Annotated in this window: 22 protein-coding genes; 11 read left to right on the top strand and 11 right to left on the bottom strand. The window is 54.7% G+C overall.

The annotated features are described in order from the left end of the window. Positions 1 to 29: 29 nt before the first annotated feature. Together tsaB and PYR66_09195 are read right to left on the bottom strand one after the other, a co-directional pair. A complete protein-coding gene (tsaB, locus tag PYR66_09200) occupies positions 30 to 725 on the bottom strand; it encodes a tRNA (adenosine(37)-N6)-threonylcarbamoyltransferase complex dimerization subunit type 1 TsaB (GenBank protein WEF29857.1) in 696 nt (231 codons plus the stop codon). 146 nt (positions 726 to 871) lie between these two features. Beyond that, positions 872 to 2,782 carry an ATP-dependent DNA helicase gene (locus tag PYR66_09195; protein WEF29856.1) on the bottom strand — a complete coding sequence of 637 codons (1,911 nt, stop codon included), beginning with the start codon at positions 2,780 to 2,782 and terminating at the stop codon, positions 872 to 874. A gap of 131 nt (positions 2,783 to 2,913) precedes the next feature. Between PYR66_09195 and PYR66_09190 the strand changes: the two genes are divergently transcribed. After that, positions 2,914 to 3,258, top strand: coding sequence for a RidA family protein (locus PYR66_09190; protein ID WEF29855.1), 345 nt, complete (start codon positions 2,914 to 2,916; stop codon positions 3,256 to 3,258). On the opposite strand, the gene PYR66_09185 is transcribed toward PYR66_09190, so the two are convergent. Beyond that, positions 3,259 to 3,444 (bottom strand): YoaH family protein, encoded by a 186-nt coding sequence (locus tag PYR66_09185; GenBank protein ID WEF29854.1) that lies wholly within the window; start codon positions 3,442 to 3,444, stop codon positions 3,259 to 3,261. 85 nt (positions 3,445 to 3,529) lie between these two features. On the opposite strand from PYR66_09185, the gene pabB reads away from it, so the two are divergent. The 4 genes from pabB (at position 3,530) to PYR66_09165 (ending at position 8,703) form a co-directional block, all read left to right on the top strand. After that, positions 3,530 to 4,885, top strand: coding sequence for an aminodeoxychorismate synthase component 1 (gene pabB / locus PYR66_09180; protein WEF29853.1), 1,356 nt, complete (start codon positions 3,530 to 3,532; stop codon positions 4,883 to 4,885). A 3-nt stretch (positions 4,886 to 4,888) separates the two neighbouring features. Then, entirely contained in the window at positions 4,889 to 5,467 is a 579-nt protein-coding gene (locus PYR66_09175) for a CoA pyrophosphatase (GenBank protein WEF29852.1), read from the top strand. 163 nt (positions 5,468 to 5,630) lie between these two features. Continuing rightward, positions 5,631 to 6,995 carry an L-serine ammonia-lyase gene (gene sdaA, locus PYR66_09170; GenBank protein WEF29851.1) on the top strand — a complete coding sequence of 455 codons (1,365 nt, stop codon included), beginning with the start codon at positions 5,631 to 5,633 and terminating at the stop codon, positions 6,993 to 6,995. Positions 6,996 to 7,125: 130 nt separating this feature from the next. Continuing rightward, positions 7,126 to 8,703: an EAL domain-containing protein gene (locus PYR66_09165; protein WEF29850.1), complete on the top strand. Its 1,578-nt coding sequence runs from the start codon at positions 7,126 to 7,128 to the stop codon at positions 8,701 to 8,703. 25 nt (positions 8,704 to 8,728) lie between these two features. On the opposite strand, the gene yoaE is transcribed toward PYR66_09165, so the two are convergent. After that, the gene (gene yoaE, locus PYR66_09160; protein ID WEF29849.1) at positions 8,729 to 10,288 is read right to left on the bottom strand and encodes a CNNM family cation transport protein YoaE; all 1,560 of its coding nucleotides are present in this window, start codon (positions 10,286 to 10,288) and stop codon (positions 8,729 to 8,731) included. Between the two features lie 446 nt (positions 10,289 to 10,734). On the opposite strand from yoaE, the gene manX reads away from it, so the two are divergent. The 5 genes from manX (at position 10,735) to mntP (ending at position 14,967) form a co-directional block, all read left to right on the top strand. Continuing rightward, positions 10,735 to 11,706: a PTS mannose transporter subunit IIAB gene (manX, locus tag PYR66_09155; GenBank protein WEF29848.1), complete on the top strand. Its 972-nt coding sequence runs from the start codon at positions 10,735 to 10,737 to the stop codon at positions 11,704 to 11,706. Positions 11,707 to 11,761: 55 nt separating this feature from the next. Continuing rightward, the gene (gene manY, locus PYR66_09150) at positions 11,762 to 12,562 is read left to right on the top strand and encodes a PTS mannose transporter subunit IIC (GenBank protein WEF29847.1); all 801 of its coding nucleotides are present in this window, start codon (positions 11,762 to 11,764) and stop codon (positions 12,560 to 12,562) included. A gap of 12 nt (positions 12,563 to 12,574) precedes the next feature. Continuing rightward, the gene (locus PYR66_09145; protein WEF29846.1) at positions 12,575 to 13,426 is read left to right on the top strand and encodes a PTS mannose transporter subunit IID; all 852 of its coding nucleotides are present in this window, start codon (positions 12,575 to 12,577) and stop codon (positions 13,424 to 13,426) included. 103 nt (positions 13,427 to 13,529) lie between these two features. Further along, positions 13,530 to 13,988, top strand: a complete 459-nt coding sequence (locus PYR66_09140; GenBank protein WEF29845.1) for a DUF986 family protein — start codon at positions 13,530 to 13,532, stop codon at positions 13,986 to 13,988. Between the two features lie 412 nt (positions 13,989 to 14,400). Then, the gene (gene mntP / locus PYR66_09135; protein ID WEF29844.1) at positions 14,401 to 14,967 is read left to right on the top strand and encodes a manganese efflux pump MntP; all 567 of its coding nucleotides are present in this window, start codon (positions 14,401 to 14,403) and stop codon (positions 14,965 to 14,967) included. A 3-nt stretch (positions 14,968 to 14,970) separates the two neighbouring features. Here mntP and rlmA read toward each other — a convergent pair whose 3' ends face one another. From rlmA to mgrB, 6 genes are all read right to left on the bottom strand, one after another. Next, the gene (rlmA, locus tag PYR66_09130; GenBank protein ID WEF29843.1) at positions 14,971 to 15,765 is read right to left on the bottom strand and encodes a 23S rRNA (guanine(745)-N(1))-methyltransferase; all 795 of its coding nucleotides are present in this window, start codon (positions 15,763 to 15,765) and stop codon (positions 14,971 to 14,973) included. 90 nt (positions 15,766 to 15,855) lie between these two features. Further along, positions 15,856 to 17,574, bottom strand: a complete 1,719-nt coding sequence (gene ftsI / locus PYR66_09125) for a peptidoglycan glycosyltransferase FtsI (protein ID WEF29842.1) — start codon at positions 17,572 to 17,574, stop codon at positions 15,856 to 15,858. Positions 17,575 to 17,764: 190 nt separating this feature from the next. After that, complete coding sequence (gene cspE / locus PYR66_09120; protein WEF29841.1) at positions 17,765 to 17,974, bottom strand: transcription antiterminator/RNA stability regulator CspE; 210 nt, start codon at positions 17,972 to 17,974, stop codon at positions 17,765 to 17,767. A 40-nt stretch (positions 17,975 to 18,014) separates the two neighbouring features. After that, a complete protein-coding gene (locus PYR66_09115; protein WEF29840.1) occupies positions 18,015 to 18,131 on the bottom strand; it encodes a DUF2627 domain-containing protein in 117 nt (38 codons plus the stop codon). A gap of 643 nt (positions 18,132 to 18,774) precedes the next feature. Then, positions 18,775 to 19,065 carry a YebO family protein gene (locus tag PYR66_09110; GenBank protein ID WEF29839.1) on the bottom strand — a complete coding sequence of 97 codons (291 nt, stop codon included), beginning with the start codon at positions 19,063 to 19,065 and terminating at the stop codon, positions 18,775 to 18,777. A gap of 74 nt (positions 19,066 to 19,139) precedes the next feature. Next, entirely contained in the window at positions 19,140 to 19,283 is a 144-nt protein-coding gene (mgrB, locus tag PYR66_09105) for a PhoP/PhoQ regulator MgrB (GenBank protein ID WEF29838.1), read from the bottom strand. A 159-nt stretch (positions 19,284 to 19,442) separates the two neighbouring features. Between mgrB and PYR66_09100 the strand changes: the two genes are divergently transcribed. Beyond that, a complete protein-coding gene (locus PYR66_09100) occupies positions 19,443 to 19,682 on the top strand; it encodes a YobH family protein (protein ID WEF29837.1) in 240 nt (79 codons plus the stop codon). Between the two features lie 58 nt (positions 19,683 to 19,740). On the opposite strand, the gene kdgR is transcribed toward PYR66_09100, so the two are convergent. After that, positions 19,741 to 20,532, bottom strand: a complete 792-nt coding sequence (gene kdgR / locus PYR66_09095; GenBank protein ID WEF29836.1) for a DNA-binding transcriptional regulator KdgR — start codon at positions 20,530 to 20,532, stop codon at positions 19,741 to 19,743. Positions 20,533 to 20,571: the final 39 nt, after the last annotated feature.

The raw sequence follows: 20,571 nt of genomic DNA, 5'->3' as shown, positions 1-20,571 counted from the left end.
CCTTCTCTCAGTCTTCTCTGTACTGAGATTCACTCACGGCCTGGAAGTTTCTTCCACGCCACTTCGTTTCGCAAATAAACAGGTTCCGCGTTTTCAACGGCCACCGTTTTCCCTGCCGCCAGTAGCTGCGTTGCCAGTGGCAGCATGTCTTCCGCCGTCGGTAGCTCAATCTCGCCGCTGCTCAGGGTTAGCCCACTCCCTTTCGCCAGCTCGGGCCACGCCTGCCAGCCGGTACCGACGGTTGCCCACGCGCCAGAAAGCTGCGCCAGACGCTCGGCAACCGCTTCCGGCTTAAGCACGGCTTCCGTTTCTTCACCGTGCCAGATACCCTGTTCGTCGCGCTGGTACTCGGCCCAGTAGACTTCGCCCATACGCGCGTCGATGGCCGCCAGCACGCGAGTCGCACCGGTTTTACGCCACGCGCCCTGCGCCATGGTCGCCAGCGTAGAGACACCAATCATCGGCAGCTCAGCGCCCAGCGCCAGACCCTGAGCGATGCCAATACCAATACGTACGCCGGTAAAGCTGCCCGGGCCGCGGCCAAAGGCCAGCGCGTCCAGCTCGCTCAGCGTCGTGCCGCTTTCATTGAGGACTTCCTGCACCAATGGCAGGATGCGTTGGGTGTGTTCGCGGGGACAGATTTCAAAATGAGCACTAAGGGTGCCATCATTCCACAGCGCCGCGGAGCACGCCTCCGTGGCGGTATCGATAGCCAAAATTCGCATGGGTGGTCACGCTCTCGTTACATAACCCAGGCCTCGCAGGCGGCATATTGACAGGCAGACGGATAAACCGTCGCTATGCGGCCCGAAGTCCAGTGGGGATAGCAGATTGACAAAATGGCGCGCAGCTTACCACATTTTGCCGCGGATTACCTCGCTGGCGGTACGGCGAGGAATCGTACCGCCCGGCGGATATCGCGGGTTCGCGGCGCAGGCGGCAGGCTGGCGAGGAACACCGCGCCATAGGGACGCATGACCAGCCGGTTATCGCAAATCACCAGTACGCCGCGATCGTCGATATCGCGGATCAAGCGGCCAACGCCCTGCTTCAGGGTGATCACCGCGTCCGGTAGCTGGACTTCATCGAACGGATCGCCGCCGCGCATGCGGCAGTCTTCCATTCGCGCTTTCAACAACGGATCGTCCGGCGAGGTAAATGGCAGTTTATCGATGATCACCAACGACAGCGCGTCGCCGCGTACGTCAACACCCTCCCAGAAGCTGCTGGTCGCCACCAACAACGCGTTGCCTGCACTGACGAACTGCTGCAGTAATTGGCCTTTGCTGGTCTCCCCCTGCAGTAGCACCGGTAGCGTCATGGTGGCGCGGAACTGTTCCGCCAGGTCGCGCATCATGGCGTGCGAGGTACACAACATAAAGCAGCGCCCGTCGTTAGCTTCGATCAACGGTTTGAGCATCGCCGCCAGGTGACGCGCGGCGCCGGGCTGGTTCGGCAGCGGTAAATTCCGCGGCACGCAGAGCAACGCCTGATGCTGGTAATCAAATGGGCTTGGCAGCAGCAGCGTCTGCGCCTCATCAATGCCCAATCGGGCGGTGAAGTGGTGTAAATCGTCGTTGACCGACAGCGTCGCCGAAGTAAAGATCCAGCTCCCTGATTTTTGCGCCATCACCTCTTTAAACTTTTCGGCGACGGTTAACGGCGTTAACGCGAGAGTAAAGTGGCGTGAGGTGCATTCATACCAGTAGCTATACCCTGGCTGGTTAATCTCTTTGAGCCGCTTTAAGCGACCACGGTAGATTGTCGCTCGTTCAAAGGCGGCGTCGAGCAGCGCAGAGCGGCCAAGCGACAGTTTGGCTACGTCGTAACACAGCTCAAGGGCATCATCGAGCAGCAGCAGCGCGCGTTGAATATGGCTATCTGCCAGCAGCTCGCGCAGGTTACCGCGATAGCCAGGATCGCCCAGCTGCAGGCGAAAATCCTGCGCGCTTTGCGCCAGGCGGTCAGCACATTTTTGCAGCTGCTGGGTATCCTTCAGTTCCGTGCGATAGGCAATCGTGATGTCTTTCGCCAAATCCAGAAGCTGGCGGCTGGAAAGCGACTGGCCGAAGTACTGGCTGGCGATATCCGGCAATTGATGGGCTTCATCGAAGATCATCACTTCCGCCTCAGGAATAAGCTCGGCAAAGCCGCTCTCTTTTACCACCATATCGGCAAGGAACAGGTGATGGTTGACCACCACCACATCGGCATCCATCGCTTTTTTACGCGCTTTCACCACAAAGCAATCTTTGTACAGCGGGCAATCGCTGCCAAGGCAGTTATCGTTGGTACTGGTGACCAGCGGCCAGGCCTGTGAATCTTCGGCGACGCTGGCGCAGGTACTGATATCGCCATCGAGCGTTTGGTTGGACCAGGAGCGTAACAGAATGACGTCGCTCAGCGTTTGCACCGGCAAATCGCCACCGGCCAGCGCCTGCTGTTCAAGGCGTTCGAGGCACAGGTAGTTGGAGCGCCCTTTCAATAGCGCCAGTTTACCGGTGAATTTGAGGGCTTTGGCAACAGTCGGCAGATCGCGGCTATACAGCTGATCCTGCAACGCTTTCGAACCGGTGGAGATAATCACCTTTTTATTAGCCCGCAGCGCTGGCGCCAGGTAAGCATAGGTCTTCCCGGTTCCGGTACCGGCTTCCACCACCAGCGGCCGGGAGGCTTCGATCGCCTCGCTGACCGCTATCGCCATCTGGCGCTGCGGTTCGCGCGGTTTAAATCCCGGTATCGCCATGGCCAGTTGGCCGTCTGCTGCAAAATCGTCGATCACATTGCCCCCTGGTTATTTGGACAGTGATTATGTCAGGGAGAACGGCGTTTCGCCAGTCCGGGTAGTGACGCGGACGGAACATTATGGCAGTCTTGCCGCAGCCGAATGGATAGAACAAAGAGGAAAGATAAATGACAATTACGCGTATTGATGCTGAAGCCCGCTGGTCTGATGTCGTGATCCACAACCAGACTATCTATTATACCGGAGTGCCGGAAAACCTCGACGCCGATGCGTTTGAACAAACCGCCAACACTCTGGCGCAAATTGACGCCGTGCTGGAAAAACAGGGCAGCAACAAGTCGCGTATCCTTGATGCCACCATTTTTCTCGCCAACAAAGACGATTTTGCGGCGATGAACAAAGCCTGGGATGCCTGGGTTGTCGCCGGTCACGCGCCGGTGCGCTGCACCGTACAGGCGACCCTGATGAAGCCACAGTATAAAGTTGAGATCAAAATTATCGCCGCGGCGTAATTACTCGTCTTCGTCTTCATCTTCGAAGCGCGCTACGATCCGGTCGCCGGTATGCGTGGCGCGCAGTTCATCGGCCACCAGGGCGATAGCCTGGCCGCTGCTCATGCCTTGCGCCATCAGTTCCTGAATACGTTCGACCGCTTTTTGCTGTTGCTCATGGCTCAGCGAAGGTAAACCTGCAAACATCACTCACTCCTGCTACATTGTGGGGCGTAATTATTTCACGCCGTCCGCAAATTCGCCAGTGGGCGGTACATTAGGATCGAGGTTGATGTTGTCCCCCGCTATTATTACCCTGCCCTGGCGCCCGGATGCCGCCGAACATTATTTCGCGCCATTAAGCGCGACGCCGTGGGCGATGCTGCTGCACTCCGGCTTTGCCGACCACCCGCATAACCGTTTTGATATTATCGTCGCGACACCGCGCGCCACGCTGGTCACCCACGGCGAGCAAACCTGGGTCAACGACGGCAAAAGCGCTGACGTTTCGCTGGACGATCCGCTGCTTCTGCTGCAACAGCAACTGGATCGCTGTCAGTTCGCCCCACAGGCGCATGAAGACCTGCCGTTTCTCGGTGGCGCGCTGGGGTTATTCGGCTACGATCTTGGCCGCCGCTTTGAGCGGCTTCCCCGCCGGGCGCAGGCCGATATCGCACTGCCGGACATGGCGGTCGGGATTTATGACTGGGCGCTGATTGTCGATCATCAGCGCCAGCAGGTGTCGTTGCTCAGCTACGAGGATCCGCAACAGCGCCTGCAGTGGCTGGAAGCGCAAACGCGCCAGCAGGTTGACCCCTTCGCCCTCACCTCGCCCTGGCGGTCGAATATGAACCGCCAGCAATATGGCGAAAAATTCCGTCAGGTGCAGGCGTATTTGCACAGTGGCGACTGCTACCAGGTCAATCTGGCGCAGCGTTTTCAGGCCAGCTATCGTGGTGATGAATGGCAAGCGTTCCGTCAGCTTAACGCCGCCAACCGCGCCCCATTCAGCGCCTTTATCCGCCTGGAGGAAGGGGCGATTCTAAGCCTGTCGCCGGAGCGTTTTATCCAACTGCATCAGGGCGAGATCCAGACGCGCCCGATTAAAGGTACCCTGCCGCGGCTCGATTCCCCGCAGGAAGATGCACTGCAGGCCGCAAAGTTGGCAAACTCGCCGAAAGACCGCGCCGAGAACCTGATGATTGTCGACCTGATGCGTAACGACATCGGTCGCGTCGCCGAACCGGGCAGCGTTCGCGTTCCCGAGCTATTCGTGGTCGAACCGTTCCCGGCGGTGCATCACCTGGTGAGCACTATCACCGCCCGATTGCCTGCTACGCTTGATGCCAGCGATCTGCTGCGCGCGGCCTTCCCCGGCGGCTCCATCACTGGCGCGCCGAAAGTTCGCGCCATGGAGATCATCGACGAACTGGAACCACAGCGGCGCAACGCCTGGTGCGGCAGCATCGGCTATCTCAGCCTGTGCGGCAATATGGATACCAGCATTACCATCCGCACTCTGACCGCCTGGCAGGGGCAGCTGTACTGCTCCGCCGGCGGCGGTATTGTGGCGGACAGCGAAGAAGCGGCGGAATATCAGGAAACTTTTGATAAAGTTAACCGTATCCTGCACCAACTGGAGAGCTAGAACATGGCGGCTAACGCCCTCGAACTGGACGACTTTCTTTCCCGTTTTCAACTGTTGCGCCCACAGCCTTCGCCACAGGCGCTGAACCAACGTCAGGCGGCGGTACTGGTGCCGATCGTGCGCCGAGCGCAGCCCGGTCTGCTGTTGACCCAGCGTTCGCCGCTGCTGCGCAAGCACGCCGGCCAGGTCGCCTTTCCCGGCGGGGCGGTGGATAACACCGACGCGACATTAATTGCCGCCGCGCTGCGCGAAGCTCAGGAAGAAGTGGCGATCCCGCCGGAGGTCGTTGAGGTGATTGGCGTGCTGCCGCCGGTCGACAGCGTCACCGGCTTTCAGGTGACCCCGGTCGTTGGCATTATCCCGCCGGATCTGCATTATCACGCCAGCCAGGATGAAGTCTCGGCGGTATTTGAAATGCCGCTGGAAGAGGCGCTGCGTCTGGGGCGCTACCACCCGCTGGACATCCACCGCCGCGGCAATTCTCATCGCGTCTGGTTATCGTGGTACCAGCATTATTTTGTCTGGGGAATGACCGCCGGTATTATTCGCGAGCTGGCGCTGCAAATCGGCACCCGCCCTTAGCTATAATTGGTAGTGAGAAGGCGCTCTCACTATTAGTAAAACCAAGGTTATCCATTAGTTTAATTCATGTGAATAGTTAAGCTGACAACCCGGTTCCCTCTTACACTATGCGCAGTTATTACATCGTTACCGCAATCGCGGTAACCCTGTCAGGAGTGTTATCGTGATTAGTATATTCGACATGTTCAAGGTGGGGATTGGTCCCTCATCTTCCCATACTGTAGGGCCGATGAAGGCCGGTAAACAGTTCGTCGATGACCTGGTCGAAAAGGGATTGCTTAATGAAGTGACGCGCGTCGCGGTTGACGTCTACGGGTCGCTTTCATTAACCGGCAAAGGCCACCACACGGACATCGCTATTATCATGGGACTGGCGGGCAATCTGCCTGCTACAGTCGACATTGACGCGATCCCGGCATTTATCCGCGACGTTGAAACGCGCGGCCGTCTGCTGCTGGCAAACGGGCAGCACGAAGTCGACTTCCCGGCGGATGACGGCATGCGTTTTCGTAGCGACAACCTGCCGCTGCATGAAAACGGCATGACGCTCCATGCCTGGGCGGGCGAAAAAGAAATCTACAGCAAGACTTACTATTCTATCGGCGGCGGTTTTATCGTCGACGAAGAGCATTTCGGCAAAGAAGACGCGAACGAACTACAGGTTCCGTATCCGTTTAAATCGGCGCAGGAAATGTTGGGTTACTGTAAGGAGACCGGGCTGTCGCTCTCCGGCATGGTCATGCAGAACGAACTGGCGCTGCACAGCAAGAAAGAGATCGAAGCGTATTTCGATAACGTCTGGCAAACCATGCGTGCGTGTATCGATCGCGGCATGAATACCGAAGGCGTACTGCCAGGTCCGCTGCGCGTGCCGCGTCGCGCCTCGGCGCTGCGTCGTTTGCTGGTGGCCAGCGATAAGCTGTCTAACGACCCGATGAACGTTGTCGACTGGGTGAACATGTTCGCCCTGGCGGTCAATGAAGAGAACGCCGCCGGCGGACGCGTTGTTACCGCGCCAACCAATGGCGCGTGCGGGATCGTCCCGGCGGTGCTCGCCTACTACGATCACTTTATCGAGTCCGTTAGCCCGGATATCTATATTCGCTACTTTATGGCTTCCGGCGCGATTGGCGCGCTATACAAGATGAATGCGTCTATTTCCGGCGCAGAAGTCGGCTGCCAGGGCGAAGTCGGCGTGGCCTGTTCGATGGCGGCGGCGGGTCTGGCCGAGCTACTCGGCGCCAGCCCGGAACAGGTATGCGTGGCGGCGGAAATCGGCATGGAGCACAACCTCGGTCTGACCTGCGACCCGGTCGCCGGACAGGTTCAGGTACCGTGTATCGAGCGTAACGCTATTGCGTCAGTGAAGGCGATTAACGCCGCGCGGATGGCGATGCGCCGCACCAGCGAGCCGCGCGTCTCCCTCGATAAAGTTATCGAGACCATGTACGAAACGGGTAAAGATATGAACGCCAAGTACCGCGAAACGTCTCGCGGAGGACTGGCAATCAAAGTCCAGTGTGACTAAAACCCACGTTAAAATGCGCTCTTGATGGGCGCATTTTTCTTTTTCTCCCACCAACTTATCCGAACCCACTACACTTGCTCTAAGCCGGCTGTTACTCTTGTTCATACATTTAGCCGACAGGGCGTCGCGCATGCAAAATGCACAGAAGGTCATTTCGACATACCGCCGCAAGCGCATCCTGGTGTGCCTGGCTGTCGCATTTTTAACGCTAACCCTTACCCTGGCGATTCGATTTATTTCGCAGCGTAGCCAAAATCAGCAGCGCATCCAGGCGGTGGCCGATAATAGGGTGCGCGCGATGGATAATATCCTGCGGCCACTGGCCGCCAGGCACGCAACACTACTGAGTATGGTCGGTAAGCCGTGTCAGGATGTGCATCTCGACCTACGCAAAACGGCGGCCTCGCTGCAAACGGTGCGTTCCATCATCCTGGTGCAGTCAAACATCGCCTACTGTTCGAGTATTTTTGGCTCACGTCATGTGGCCATTCATCAGCTCCAGCCAACACTACCGGCGGTGAATCCGCTATTGGCCTTCTCCATCGACAACTCATTGCTCAAAGGCACGCCGGTGCTAATGCAGTGGTATCCCTCTTCACTGAGCGGCGCAGATGGCGTGGTATTAATCATTAATATCGAACTGCTGGGCGAGTTAATTCTCAAAGAAAAATCATCACTGATTAGTAACATCAGCCTGGCGGTCGGCAACAAAAGTTTTCCTGGCAATATCGACGTGGTTGATACCGACAAGTTGCCTGGCCCGCCAATCATTTATCGGCAAAGCTCCAGACAGTTCCCGTTTACCATCAACATCAGCGGTCCGGGGGCCTCGGCGGTGGCGCTGGATGAGTTGCCCGGCGAGCTACCGCTGGCCCTGATGTTCAGCCTGTTAATGACCGGCATCGCCTGGCTGGCGACGGCAGGCAGAATGACATTCTCGCGCGAAATTAGTCTCGGCATCACCGCTCGCGAGTTTGAAGTGTGGTGCCAACCGCTACAGGATTTGCGCAGCCAGGAGTGCTGCGGCGTGGAAATATTGCTGCGCTGGAATAATCCGCGCCGCGGCAATATTTCACCAGATGTGTTTATCCCGATTGCCGAGGGCTACAATCTCATCGTCCCCCTCACCCGTTACGTGATTGCCGAAACCGCCCGCCGACTCGATCATTTCCCACAGGATGCCCATTTTCATATCGGTATTAACGTCGCCGCCCGTCACTTCAGCAACGGCGAACTGTTGCGTGACCTGCATACCTACTGGTTCAGCGTCAATCCAGTTCAGCAACTGGTGGTTGAACTTACCGAACGCGATGTCCTGCGCGAGGGCGATCACCATATGGCCGAACATCTGCATTTTAAAGGCGTGCAGCTCGCCATTGATGATTTTGGCACCGGCAACAGCTCGCTATCGTGGCTGGAAAAGCTACGCCCGGATGTGCTGAAAATCGATAAGTCTTATACCGACGCGATTGGTATTGACGGCGTTAACGCCACGGTAACCGACATTATTATCGCCCTCGCGCATCGGCTTAAAATCGTCACCATTGCCGAAGGCGTCGAAACCCGGGAACAGAAGGCCTACATGCGCAGCCACGGCGTTGATTTACTACAGGGATACTATTACGCCCGCCCGCTGCCGGTGGATGATTTTCCGCGCTGGCTGGCGGAAGAGAAGCGCCGTCTGGCGGCGGAGAGGGATAAAAAATAACCCGCCGACCGGCGGGTTTATCAGGTTACTCTTCTTCGTCGTTATCGTACTGGGTTTTAATCACCCGTACCAGGTCGACGCGGTAATCGTTAGCGTCAACGATGGTAAACTGCAGCGGCGGCAGTTCAACGACATCGCCAACCCGCGGGATATGGCCGTTAGCCGAGATAACCAGACCGGCAACGGTGGCGATATCGTCATCTTCATTGACCGGATCGTCCAGCCCCAGCGCCTGCTGCAGTGCATGTAGATCGGTTGAGCCTTTTATCAGCCAGCCGTCGCCATCGAGGACAATCTCCGGCGTCTCATCCGCGTCCGGGAACTCACCGGCGATCGCTTCCAGCACGTCCAGCGGCGTCACCAACCCCTGTACCACGCCAAATTCATTGGTGACGATAACAAAGCTGCCGCGCGCCCGACGCAACACGCCCAGCAGGTTAATCGGATCCAGCGTCTCCGGCACCACAATCGCCGGGGAAGCCGAGGCCAACGCGGCAACATTCTCTCCCGCCTCCAGCGCGACCAGCATCTCCTTGGCTCGCACGATACCGATGATTTCATCCAGCTCGCCGCGGCAAACCGGGAACAAGCTATGCGGTGACGAGAGCAACTGACGACGAATTTCATCTTCACTCTGCTCGGCATCAACCCAGCTGATTTCGCCGCGCGGCGTCATGATGCTGCGCAACGAGCGCTGCGCCAGAGTCAGCACGCCGTTAATCATGTAGCGTTCTTCTTCCGCAAATGCGCCTTCCGGCACCGGTACCGCCGCCGGGCTATCGCCGTCGTGCGCAACGGACGCCTGCTTGCGGCCGCCCATCAGACGCAAAATCGCATCAGCGGTACGCGCGCGCAACGGCAGCGTAGACTGGTGGCGAATAAAGTTGCGTCGCGCCACCTGGTTGAAGAATTCAATGGTGATGGAGAAGCCGATCGCCGCGTACAGATAGCCTTTCGGAATATGGAAGCCAAAGCCTTCCGCCACCAGACTCAAACCAATCATCAGCAGGAAGCTCAGACAGAGTACCACTACCGTTGGATGCTGGTTAACGAAGCGGGTTAACGGCTTCGAGGCTAATAGCATCAGGATCATCGCAATCACCACCGCCGCCATCATAACCGGCAGATGGTTCACCATGCCGACAGCGGTAATCACCGCATCGAGCGAGAAGACGGCATCCAGTACCACGATTTGCAGCACCACTACCCAGAAGCTCGCATATCCCTTACCGTGACCAGCATCATGCTGACGGTTTTCCAGCCGCTCGTGCAGTTCGGTCGTCGCCTTAAACAGTAAGAAAATACCACCGAGAAGCATGATCATATCGCGCCCGGAGAACGAGAAATCGCCTATGCTTATCAAAGGTTTGGTTAAGGTGACCATCCACGAGATAACCGACAACAGCCCCAGACGCATAACCAGCGCCAGCGACAGGCCGATCAAACGCGCTTTATCTCGCTGTTTTGGCGGCAGTTTATCGGCAAGGATGGCGATAAAGACCAGGTTGTCGATACCCAACACGATTTCGAGGACTACCAGCGTCAGCAGGCCAGCCCAAATAGAGGGATCCATTAAGAATTCCATGAGCGGCTCCCGTTAACGGCAGTTGTAGTCATCGCGATGTCATGCACCGGCGAAACAATCGTTGCTGGTAAAAAAGCGTGTGAGGTGGGTACGGCAAACAAGCGCCAGAGGGTGAAAAGACGTCGATGACGGTCCATACAGCGGGCTATGCCCTATACTCCTGAGTAATTAAACGGAACGTAAACATAGCAAAATATAGAGCAAAATTGGAAAAAATTTACCAGTCTTTGCAATAGGTAAGGCTATTTTTTGCGCTGCGAAATTATTGCTTATCGAAGCGTGATTTACGGAGGTTCATCACATTAATTATTTTTTCACTATCTAAAATAATTCGCGGTAGTAATTAATTTAGATCTTACACCCTTACTGAATCGATTTTGTCCACAAGAGTGATTCAGGATGTATCAAACCAGATGATGCATTCACCATAATAACGGAGGTAGCAAGTGACGATTGCTATTGTAATAGGCACACATGGTTGGGCTGCAGAACAACTGCTGAAAACAGCGGAAATGCTGCTGGGCGAGCAGGAAAACGTTGGCTGGATCGATTTCGTCCCCGGTGAAAACGCCGAAACGTTGATCGAAAAGTACAATGCACAGCTGGCAAAACTGGATACCACAAAAGGCGTGCTGTTCCTCGTCGATACGTGGGGCGGCAGTCCATTCAACGCGGCAAGCCGCATTGTTGTAGATAAAGAGCACTATGAAGTGATCGCTGGCGTCAACATTCCGATGCTGGTCGAAACCTTTATGGCTCGCGATGACGATCCGTCATTCGATGAACTGGTGGCGCTAGCGGTGGAAACCGGTAGCGAAGGCGTGAAAGCGCTGAAGGCCAAACCGGTAGAGAAAGCGGCTCCGGCGCCTGTTCAGGCCGCTGCACCGAAAGCGGCTGCACCAGCTAAACCGATGGGTCCGAAGGATTACATGGTCATTGGCCTGGCGCGTATCGATGACCGACTGATCCACGGCCAGGTCGCGACCCGCTGGACTAAGGAGACCAACGTCACCCGCATTATCGTCGTCAGCGATGAAGTCGCCGCCGACACGGTGCGTAAAACGCTGCTGACGCAGGTTGCTCCTCCGGGCGTAACCGCTCACGTTGTTGACGTCGCCAAGATGATTCGCGTTTACAACAACCCGAAATACGCTGGCGAGCGCGTCATGCTGCTGTTTACTAACCCAACAGACGTTGAACGTATTGTTGAGGGCGGCGTGAAAATTACCACCGTTAACATCGGCGGTATGGCTTTCCGTCAGGGTAAAACACAGGTGAATAACGCTATTTCGGTCGATGCGAAAGATATCGAAGCATTTAATAAACTGAATGCCCGCGGTATCGAGCTGGAAGCGCGTAAAGTTTCCACTGACCAGAGACTGAAAATGATGGATTTGATCGCCAAGGTGGGTAAATAACCCGGCGCTCGCGAGCCAATTTTCACTTTAAGACTTAATCAACAGGAGAAGTACAATGGAGATTACCCTTCTTCAAATTGTGCTGGTGTTCATCGTCGCGTGTATTGCGGGTATGGAGTCGGTACTTGATGAATTTCAGTTCCACCGTCCTCTGATCGCCTGTACGCTGATCGGCGCCGTCCTCGGCGATATGAAAACCGGTATCATCATCGGTGGTACGCTAGAAATGATCGCCCTGGGCTGGATGAACATCGGTGCGGCGGTTGCCCCTGATGCTGCGCTGGCTTCCATTATATCTACCGTTCTGGTTATCGCCGGCCATCAAAGCATCGGCGCCGGTATCGCTCTGGCCATTCCGCTGGCGGCGGCAGGTCAGGTGCTGACGATTATCGTCCGTACCATCACCGTTGCCTTCCAGCACGCGGCGGATAAAGCCGCAGAGAACGGTAACCTGACGGCCATTTCCTGGCTGCACGTCTCTTCTCTGTTCCTGCAGGCGATGCGTATTGCTATCCCAGCGGTTATCGTCGCGATCTCCGTCGGCACCAGTGAAGTTCAGGGCATGCTGAATGCGATTCCGGAAGTCGTTACCGGCGGTCTGAACATCGCAGGCGGCATGATCGTCGTCGTCGGTTACGCGATGGTCATCAACATGATGCGCGCAGGCTACCTGATGCCGTTCTTCTACCTCGGTTTCGTCACCGCCGCATTCACCAACTTCAACCTGGTTGCTCTGGGTGTCATTGGTACTGTAATGGCTATCCTTTACATCCAGCTGAGCCCGAAATATAACCGCGTAGCGGGCACGCCGGCTCAGGCGGCTGGTAACAACGATCTCGATAACGAACTGGACTAACAGGTGAGCGAAATGGTTGATATGACTAAAAATACCACCGAGAAAAAACTCACTCAGAGTGATATTCGTGGCGTGTTCATTCGTTCTAACCTGTTCCAGGGTTCATGGAACTTCGAACGTATGCAGGCGCTGGGCTTCTGCTTCTCTATGGTTCCGGCGATTCGTCGTCTGTATCCGGAGAACAATGATGCGCGTAAGCAGGCGATTAAACGTCACCTTGAGTTCTTCAACACTCACCCATACGTAGCGGCGCCGGTACTCGGCGTTACGCTGGCGATGGAAGAGCAGCGTGCTAACGGCGCGGAAATCGACGATGGCGCGATCAACGGTATCAAAGTTGGTCTGATGGGGCCGTTGGCAGGCGTTGGCGACCCGATCTTCTGGGGTACAGTGCGTCCGGTATTCGCTGCGCTTGGCGCCGGTATCGCGATGAGCGGCAGCCTGCTGGGCCCACTGCTGTTCTTCATCCTGTTCAACGCCGTTCGTCTGCTAACCCGCTACTATGGCGTGGCATACGGCTACCGTAAAGGCGTGGATATCGTTAAGGATATGGGCGGCGGCTTCCTGCAGAAACTCACTGAGGGGGCGTCAATCCTCGGCCTGTTTGTCATGGGGGCGTTGGTTAACAAATGGACGCACGTGAACATTCCGATGGTGGTTTCCAAAATCACCGGATCCGACGGACAGGTTCACGTGACCACCGTGCAGACCATCCTTGACCAGTTGATGCCAGGTCTGGTGCCGCTGCTGCTTACCTTTGCCTGTATGTGGCTGCTGCGTAAGAAAGTTAACCCGCTGTGGATCATCGTTGGCTTCTTCATCATCGGTATCGCCGGTTACGCGGTCGGCCTGCTGGGTCAGTAATTATCACGTCGTACGCCGGGGGCAGCTTTGCTCCCGGCTTTTTTTTAGCGCAAAATCGTGTACCTGACATCAGGTCAACGCTGGCGCGCTGGCTGGAGGATCAATGACAATCACGGAGCTGGTGCTCATCCTGTTTATCGTCGCCCTGGTAGCCTTCGCTATCTACGACCAATTCATCATGCCGCGCCGCAATGGCCCCACCCTACTGTCGATCCCCCTGCTGCGTCGTGGGCGCGTCGACGGGATGATTTTTGTCGGTCTGACGGCAATTCTTATCTACAACAATATCGCCAACCACGGCGAGATCATCATCACCTGGTTATTATCTGCGCTGGCATTAATGGGGCTATATCTGTTCTGGATCCGCACGCCGCGAATTTTGTTCAAAAAAAGCGGTTTTTTCTTCGCCAATGTGTGGATTGAATATCAGCGAATTAAAGAAATGAATTTATCCGAGGACGGCGTACTGGTCATGCAGTTAGAGCAACGACGCCTGCTTATCCGCGTACGAAATATCGACGATCTGGAAAGGATATACAAATTACTCGTTTCAACTCAATAAGTTAACAATATAGCCTGCGCTATATTCTCATCGTTTCTCGGCGACAGAATATATAGCCATGGCTATATTAACCAACCACGCTCCGTTATATTATTTAACCAATCTTTCACTTAACCATTCAAATGAAAATCGTTATCATTTGGTTGCGATAATATTATTCCCCTGTCATTGTTTTATCTTCTCAAAATATGTTAAGGTTGCGCCCGTCGTTGGGGAGTAGCCGATTTTCTGCCAGGCAGAAAATGTACGTGTCAACATACTCGTTGCAAAACGTGGCACATACGGGTTGAAGCAGTCGTTCAATCAGGCGAGACCATAGATACATCACTGCTGTACGTTTTGCTCATGCTCCGCGTATGTTTACTGGGGGCAGCGATGTGTCATATGGATATTCCCCGGTCAGGACACGCTCATGAATTTATCTGCCACCCTCCTTCTTGCCTTTGGCATGTCCATGGATGCGTTTGCCGCTTCTATTGGTAAAGGCGCCACCCTGCATAAACCTAAATTCTCAGAAGCGCTGCGTACCGGTCTTATCTTTGGCGCGATTGAAACCCTGACGCCGCTGGTCGGTTGGGGGCTGGGTATGCTGGCCAGCCAGTTTGTGCTGGAGTGGAACCACTGGATTGCCTTCGTTCTGCTGGTGTTTCTCGGCGGGCGTATGGTGATTGAAGGTTTGCGCGGCAGCGATGACAATGAATGCGATGCGCCACGTCGCCACGGTTTCTGGCTGCTGGTGACCACCGCTTTCGCCACCAGCCTTGATGCGATGGCGGTCGGCGTCGGTCTCGCCTTCCTGCAGGTCAACATTATCGCCACCGCGCTGGCGATCGGTTGCGCCACCTTTACCATGTCGACGCTGGGAATTATGCTTGGTCGCTATATCGGCCCGCTACTCGGCAAACGGGCCGAAATCCTCGGCGGTATCGTGTTAATCGGCATTGGCGCACAGATTCTGTGGGGCCATTTCGCCGGTTAGCGCTTACGCCTCACGCTGCCAGCAATGGATCATAAAATCGGTCTGGCAGCTAAACGTTTCCTGCTGACGCAACGACTCGCGCACTTCCGGCTTCGCCCGCCAGGCAAATGGCGTCATCTGCAGTAATGCTTCCGCTTGCGTGCCGGTCAACGCCATCGGATAAGCCAGCTGCTGCTCGTGACGCAGCGTAAAGCCCGGCATCGCTTCCCGGTTCTGTTCATGCAGACGGACTTCATCATAAATCAGTCCTTTCAGTTCCATCAGATGGCGCGGGCCCGGCGTCGCGGTAATCACCCAGCCGCCAGCTCTGACCACGCGCGCCAGCTCTTCAGCATTACAGGGGGCATAAATGCGCACCACCGCATCCAGCGATTGATCGGCAAACGGCAGACGCTGGCTGGAAGCCACGCAGAATTCAACCTGCGGATAACGTTTGGCAGCCGCGCGGATCGCCGACTTAGACACATCCAGGCCAAAGCTGCGTGTGGCGACGGCAGCGAAAGCATGCGTGTAGTAGCCCTCTCCGCAGCCGATATCCAGCAAATCACCCGGCGCGAAAGTCTGCAAATAGTCGCCAATCGTCTCGCGTAGCGGCTGATAATACCCGGCATCGAGGAAGGCGCGACGCGCCTGCATCATCTCCGCGCTATCGCCCGGATCGCGTGAACGCTTGAATTGCACCGGCAGTAGATTGACATACCCTTCCTTTGCCAGATCGAACTGGTGCCGCTGTGGGCAAATATAGCTATTTACACTGCGGCTAAGCGGCGCATGGCATAGTGGGCAGGTATAAGACATGATGACTCCGGTGTCGCTGAAAGGGCGAAAGTGTAGCGCTATTCGCCCTTTCAGACCACTGCTACAACGCCGGAAGCCGTCTCCTCGTGGTTACCGCATGACGATAAGATTTTCAGATCCTTGCGGCATACCATCGGGCATCACGTTTTCCAGACGCAGTACGTCGCCCATAATCTGGCTGAACACCGGCGCCGATACCGCCCCACCGTAGTATTTACCGTTGCTGGGGTCGTTTATCACGACGGCCAGCGCATACTTCGGATGGCTGGCTGGTGCCACGCCAGCGGTATAAGCAACATATTTGTCGATATATTTGCCGTCCGGGCCAATCTTCTTCGCCGTACCGGTTTTCACCGCAATACGATAATCACGTACTGCTGCTTTGGTGCCGCCACCGCCTGGCAAGGCCACGCTCTCCATCATATGTTCAACTTCATGAACGATCGCCTCCGGCATCACCCGCGAGCCAATAACCGGCGGATCGATGCGGGTTATCGACAACGGACGCTCTATTCCGTAACCGCCGATGGTCGCATAGACATGCGCCAGTTGCAGCGGCGTCACCATCAGACCATAGCCAAAAGCGAAAGTTGCGCGATCCAGCTCGCCCCAGTAGCGACGATGCGGCATCAGGCCGGAGCTTTCGCCAGTCAGTCCCAGTCCGGTCGGGTCGCCAAAACCAAAAGCTTTGTAAGTATCGATAAGATGCTGTACCGGCATCGCCAGCGAGAGATGCGAAACTCCGGTATCGCTCGACTTCTGCAATATCCCCGTCAAAGTCAGTTCAGGGTAAAAGCCGACATCGCGAATGCGGTGGCCATCAAGCGTGAAAGGATGGGTATCGACCACGCTGTCCGGCTGCACGATACCCTGCTGCAACGCCGTCATAATCACCAGCGGTTTTACCGTCGAGCCCGGCTCAAAGGTATCGCTGATGGCGCGATTACGAAAATCATCAAGTTTGGCGCTGTCGCGGTTATTCGGGTTGAAATCCGGGTAGCTGGCCATCGACAGGATCTCGCCGGTATCGATCTTGATTAATACCGCTGCGCCAGACTCCGCTTTGTTCCAGCGTACGGCGTTATCCAACGCATCTTCCGTCACCGTTTGCAGGCGCTCATCAATGCTGAGCAGCAAGTTGTGCGCCGGAACCGCAGCCTGCTCGGTAATATTCTCAATAACATGTCCGTGACGGTCTTTACGCACCAGTCGGCGGCCCGGCGTTCCCATCAGTTGCTTGTTAAAGCTCTTCTCAACGCCTTCAATACCCTGATTATCAACGTTGGTAAACCCCAGCAGATTCGCAGCCACATGACCGGCGGGATAAAAGCGACGGGACTCATCACGAAGATAAACGCCGGGCAAATGCAGTTTATCGATCCAATCCGCCTGTTCCGGGTTAACCTGGCGCGCCAGGTAGAGGAAGCGAGCGTGCGGATGCGCCTGTACCCGATGAGAAAGTTCGATAAGGTCGATATGCAACGCTTCTGCCATGGCCTGCCAGCGCGGACCATAGCCGACGCCCCCCTTTTCCAGCATGGTTTGCGGATCGACCCAGATGGCGCTCACGGGGACGCTCACCGCCAGCGGTCGGCCTTCGCGATCGCTTATCGTTCCGCGCATCACATCGATAGGTTCTTCGCGCAGCGAGCGCATATCCTCTTGTTTAACCAGATTATCCGGGGAAACAATTTGCAGCCACCCCACCCTCGCCAATAAAAATCCGAGACATCCCAAAATCACCACACATAGCAATCCAAAACGGATAGGGAGAAAATTCGTGGCTGACTTACTTTTGTTCTTTTGCACCGTAGCTCCAGCATTATTTTGCAACCTTCTGATTTAACAGAAAAACAGCAAAACAGACTGCTAAACAGTGCTAATAAGGATGTTGTTTTGCAACAAAGCGCGACGGAAGGGAAAGATCGGAAACACTTTGCAACAGATGCTAAAAAGCCCCGCTATTGCGAGGCTTTCTTACAAGATGAGTGGTCTTGAATCAGATAGCAGTAACGTTAACTGCAGCCGGACCTTTCTGGCCGTCCTGAATTTCGAACTCAACGTTCTGGCCTTCAGCCAGAGTTTTGAAACCGTTACCCTGGATAGCGGAGAAGTGTACGAACACGTCTTTGCTGCCATCAGCCGGAGTAATGAAACCAAAACCTTTAGACTCGTTGAACCACTTAACTTGACCTTTAATCTTTGCCATTTGCAAAATTCCTTAAACTGTTTTCTTCACCCGCAGGTGCTTACATAGATAAAACTGACACATAACTGCATGAGGCACTAATATAAGGTTCGGCAGAGAAGCGGTATTCAACGACAACGTGTTTACTCAGGACTTCTTTACTGAAAATGCCACACATAAACAGAACTGTACCTCGTTTAACCCGAAACGTGTTATCACATACAACGTAAATAATGGCAAGCCATTTTTAAACGTGTCACGATCGTTCGCACAAATCATCAGGAAATCATTTGATCGCCTGCACATTTATGCGTCTTTGCCGCCCCTGGCTTATCTTTGCAAAGTTACCAAACAAACAATAATGTATGCCTGATAAATGCAACTTTTTTACCATAGCTCAACAACTTCTGTTCGTCCAGGTACGTACGTATACGAACTGCCATATTTAAGGGGGGATAGTGCCTGGATATGCATAATGATGCGTGCAGGCATCAGCGAAACGAGAAGAAAAAACGCCTCGCCCGTGCACGGTTGCGTTAATTAAACCACTTACCGACTACGGTATAAATATAGGCAAGAATACATGTTAATAATGAAACATTAATGACAAAAATGACCAATCGGCAATAGAAACGTTTCGTTATTACTTTTTTTGATTAGCTCAACAGATTATTCAATATGCGACATAAAATGAGCGCGATTAATTCATTAAACGCCGGGGGAGATAAGTCCGGTTGAAGGTCAGTATGTATAAGAATAAGTTATAGTGAAATCCGCGTGGCCGACAGGCGCGCACATAACGTGCACACCTGTTCATCAACTTAACGTTCCGCAACGAGACGGATAAAATCGTCGTCGCTTTTCTCCTTCTCAGCCGCTGAAGGCTCAACAACGTCTTCCTGCTCCGGTTCGTTCGCTTCGCAGAGACGACGCAGCAGCGCATTCTGCCGCTTTTGCTGATCCAGCAGCGCCTGCAGCAGCTCAATTTGCTCATTGGCACGCGAACTGGCGCGATTCACGAAGAACCACAGCAACAGGCCGACGAGCAGCAGTACGATGGAAAGCGCCAGAGACGCCAGGTTTACGATCCCAGGATTTAATAACTCACTCATTTCACCACCTCAAAGAGAAGGCGTTCATTCTACCACCCGCGCGGCGGAAGAGAATCGGTCAGCCTAAAAATGTCTTACCAGGGAATGAATTTGTTGATAGCGCAAATACCGCTGAAAAATTGCACATCCTGATCGCACATTACGTTAAGCATCTGAGTCCACAGCAATAAACAGCCTGCTATGACAACAATCAGCAAAACCCAGCGTAATTTTTTCACTCCACTCTCCGTACCATGATCAGATGTTGCCAGGATAACACGGCCTTCTTAAACCGCGGCTAACTGTAATACGAAAGGCAAGTTTAGGAATCATAGACTTGTATCAAATAATGTTCATGCCAGAATAAACGTCAGGATCATACAAATAACGAGGCAACAATGCGATTGATTATTCGCTCTATTGTCATACTGGCGATCGTCTGGATTGGCGTTTTATTAAGCGGTTATGGCGTATTAATTGGCAGCAATCAAAATGCCGGCGGGTTGGGACTGCAGTGCAAATACCTGACGGCGCAGGGTATCAGTACCGCACAGTATGTGCATTCCGATAGCGGGATCATCGGCATCACCAACTGTCCTATTCTGCGCAAAAGCCTGACGGTTATCGATAAGGGTTAAACCGTTTGAGCGACAGCGCTCGACTGCGCTGTCGCCCCGCAAACGTGACGTTCGATGATCAGAACGGGTAGTGGTTATAGCCCATTTGTTCGGAAATCTTACGCGCCGCGGCGTGCAGCATCGCGACATACTCGTGCAGACGCTCTTCAGAGAAGCGCAGCGTCGGGAAAGAGATGCTCAGGCCGGCGATCACCACACCAAAACGATCGAACACCGGCACCGCGATGCAGCGCAAACCTTCTTCTTGTTCTTCGTTATCTTCGCCGTAGCCCTGCTCACGCACCTGCTCCAACACGCTCAACAACGCACCAGTATCGGTAATGGTTCGTTCCGTGCTGCGCTGATACTCCACCCCTTCCATAATTTGCTCAACTTCAGCCCGATCGCGCCACGCCAGCAGCACTTTACCAATCGCGGTGCTGTATAGCGGATTACGGCGACCGATGCGCGAGTACATACGCAGGTTGTACATGGAGTCAATTTTGTGGATATAAACGATACTGTCTTCATCCAGCGCGCCCAGGTGAATCGTCTCTTTGGTCAGGCGCGAAATTTCACGCATCTGAATATCGGCACTGCGGATCAGGTCGACATTTTGCAGCGCACGCGCGCCAAGCTCGAACAGCTTCAGCGTCAGCGAATATTTCTCTGACTCGCCTTCCTGTGCGACATAGCCCAGTGACTTCATGGTCTGTAAAAAGCGATAAACCGTACTTTTCGACATCATCACGCGCTGTGACAGCTCGGTAATGCCGATTTCGCGCTCTTCGCCCAATGCCTGCAGGATGCCAAAAACTTTCAATACTGAAGAAACAGAATCTGGCTGTTTGTCCATATCTGCAGCTGCCATTGATCACCTCATCGTAACTGTTTTATAAAATTCAGAACC

Origin of the sequence: Klebsiella aerogenes, assembly GCA_029027985.1 — a bacterium.
GTDB classification, from domain to species: Bacteria; Pseudomonadota; Gammaproteobacteria; order Enterobacterales; family Enterobacteriaceae; genus Klebsiella; species Klebsiella aerogenes_A.
The sequence above is the reverse complement of the archived record's forward strand: the minus strand, read 5'-3'. Positions and strand labels throughout refer to the sequence as shown.

What these genes read in the sequence shown, in the direction of transcription:
- tsaB (WEF29857.1), bottom strand. Translation starts at nt 725, where the DNA reads ATGCGAATTTTGGCTATCGATACCGCCACGGAGGCGTGCTCCGCGGCG.
- rlmA (WEF29843.1), bottom strand. Translation starts at nt 15,765, where the DNA reads ATGTCTTATACCTGCCCACTATGCCATGCGCCGCTTAGCCGCAGTGTA.
- cspE (WEF29841.1), bottom strand. Translation starts at nt 17,974, where the DNA reads ATGGCAAAGATTAAAGGTCAAGTTAAGTGGTTCAACGAGTCTAAAGGT.
- mntP (WEF29844.1), top strand. Translation starts at nt 14,401, where the DNA reads ATGAATTTATCTGCCACCCTCCTTCTTGCCTTTGGCATGTCCATGGAT.
- pabB (WEF29853.1), top strand. Translation starts at nt 3,530, where the DNA reads ATGTTGTCCCCCGCTATTATTACCCTGCCCTGGCGCCCGGATGCCGCC.
- PYR66_09145 (WEF29846.1), top strand. Translation starts at nt 12,575, where the DNA reads ATGGTTGATATGACTAAAAATACCACCGAGAAAAAACTCACTCAGAGT.
- PYR66_09110 (WEF29839.1), bottom strand. Translation starts at nt 19,065, where the DNA reads ATGAGTGAGTTATTAAATCCTGGGATCGTAAACCTGGCGTCTCTGGCG.
- PYR66_09190 (WEF29855.1), top strand. Translation starts at nt 2,914, where the DNA reads ATGACAATTACGCGTATTGATGCTGAAGCCCGCTGGTCTGATGTCGTG.
- PYR66_09165 (WEF29850.1), top strand. Translation starts at nt 7,126, where the DNA reads ATGCAAAATGCACAGAAGGTCATTTCGACATACCGCCGCAAGCGCATC.
- PYR66_09175 (WEF29852.1), top strand. Translation starts at nt 4,889, where the DNA reads ATGGCGGCTAACGCCCTCGAACTGGACGACTTTCTTTCCCGTTTTCAA.
- kdgR (WEF29836.1), bottom strand. Translation starts at nt 20,532, where the DNA reads ATGGCAGCTGCAGATATGGACAAACAGCCAGATTCTGTTTCTTCAGTA.
- PYR66_09115 (WEF29840.1), bottom strand. Translation starts at nt 18,131, where the DNA reads ATGTGTGGCATTTTCAGTAAAGAAGTCCTGAGTAAACACGTTGTCGTT.
- yoaE (WEF29849.1), bottom strand. Translation starts at nt 10,288, where the DNA reads ATGGAATTCTTAATGGATCCCTCTATTTGGGCTGGCCTGCTGACGCTG.
- manY (WEF29847.1), top strand. Translation starts at nt 11,762, where the DNA reads ATGGAGATTACCCTTCTTCAAATTGTGCTGGTGTTCATCGTCGCGTGT.
- PYR66_09140 (WEF29845.1), top strand. Translation starts at nt 13,530, where the DNA reads ATGACAATCACGGAGCTGGTGCTCATCCTGTTTATCGTCGCCCTGGTA.
- PYR66_09100 (WEF29837.1), top strand. Translation starts at nt 19,443, where the DNA reads ATGCGATTGATTATTCGCTCTATTGTCATACTGGCGATCGTCTGGATT.
- PYR66_09185 (WEF29854.1), bottom strand. Translation starts at nt 3,444, where the DNA reads ATGTTTGCAGGTTTACCTTCGCTGAGCCATGAGCAACAGCAAAAAGCG.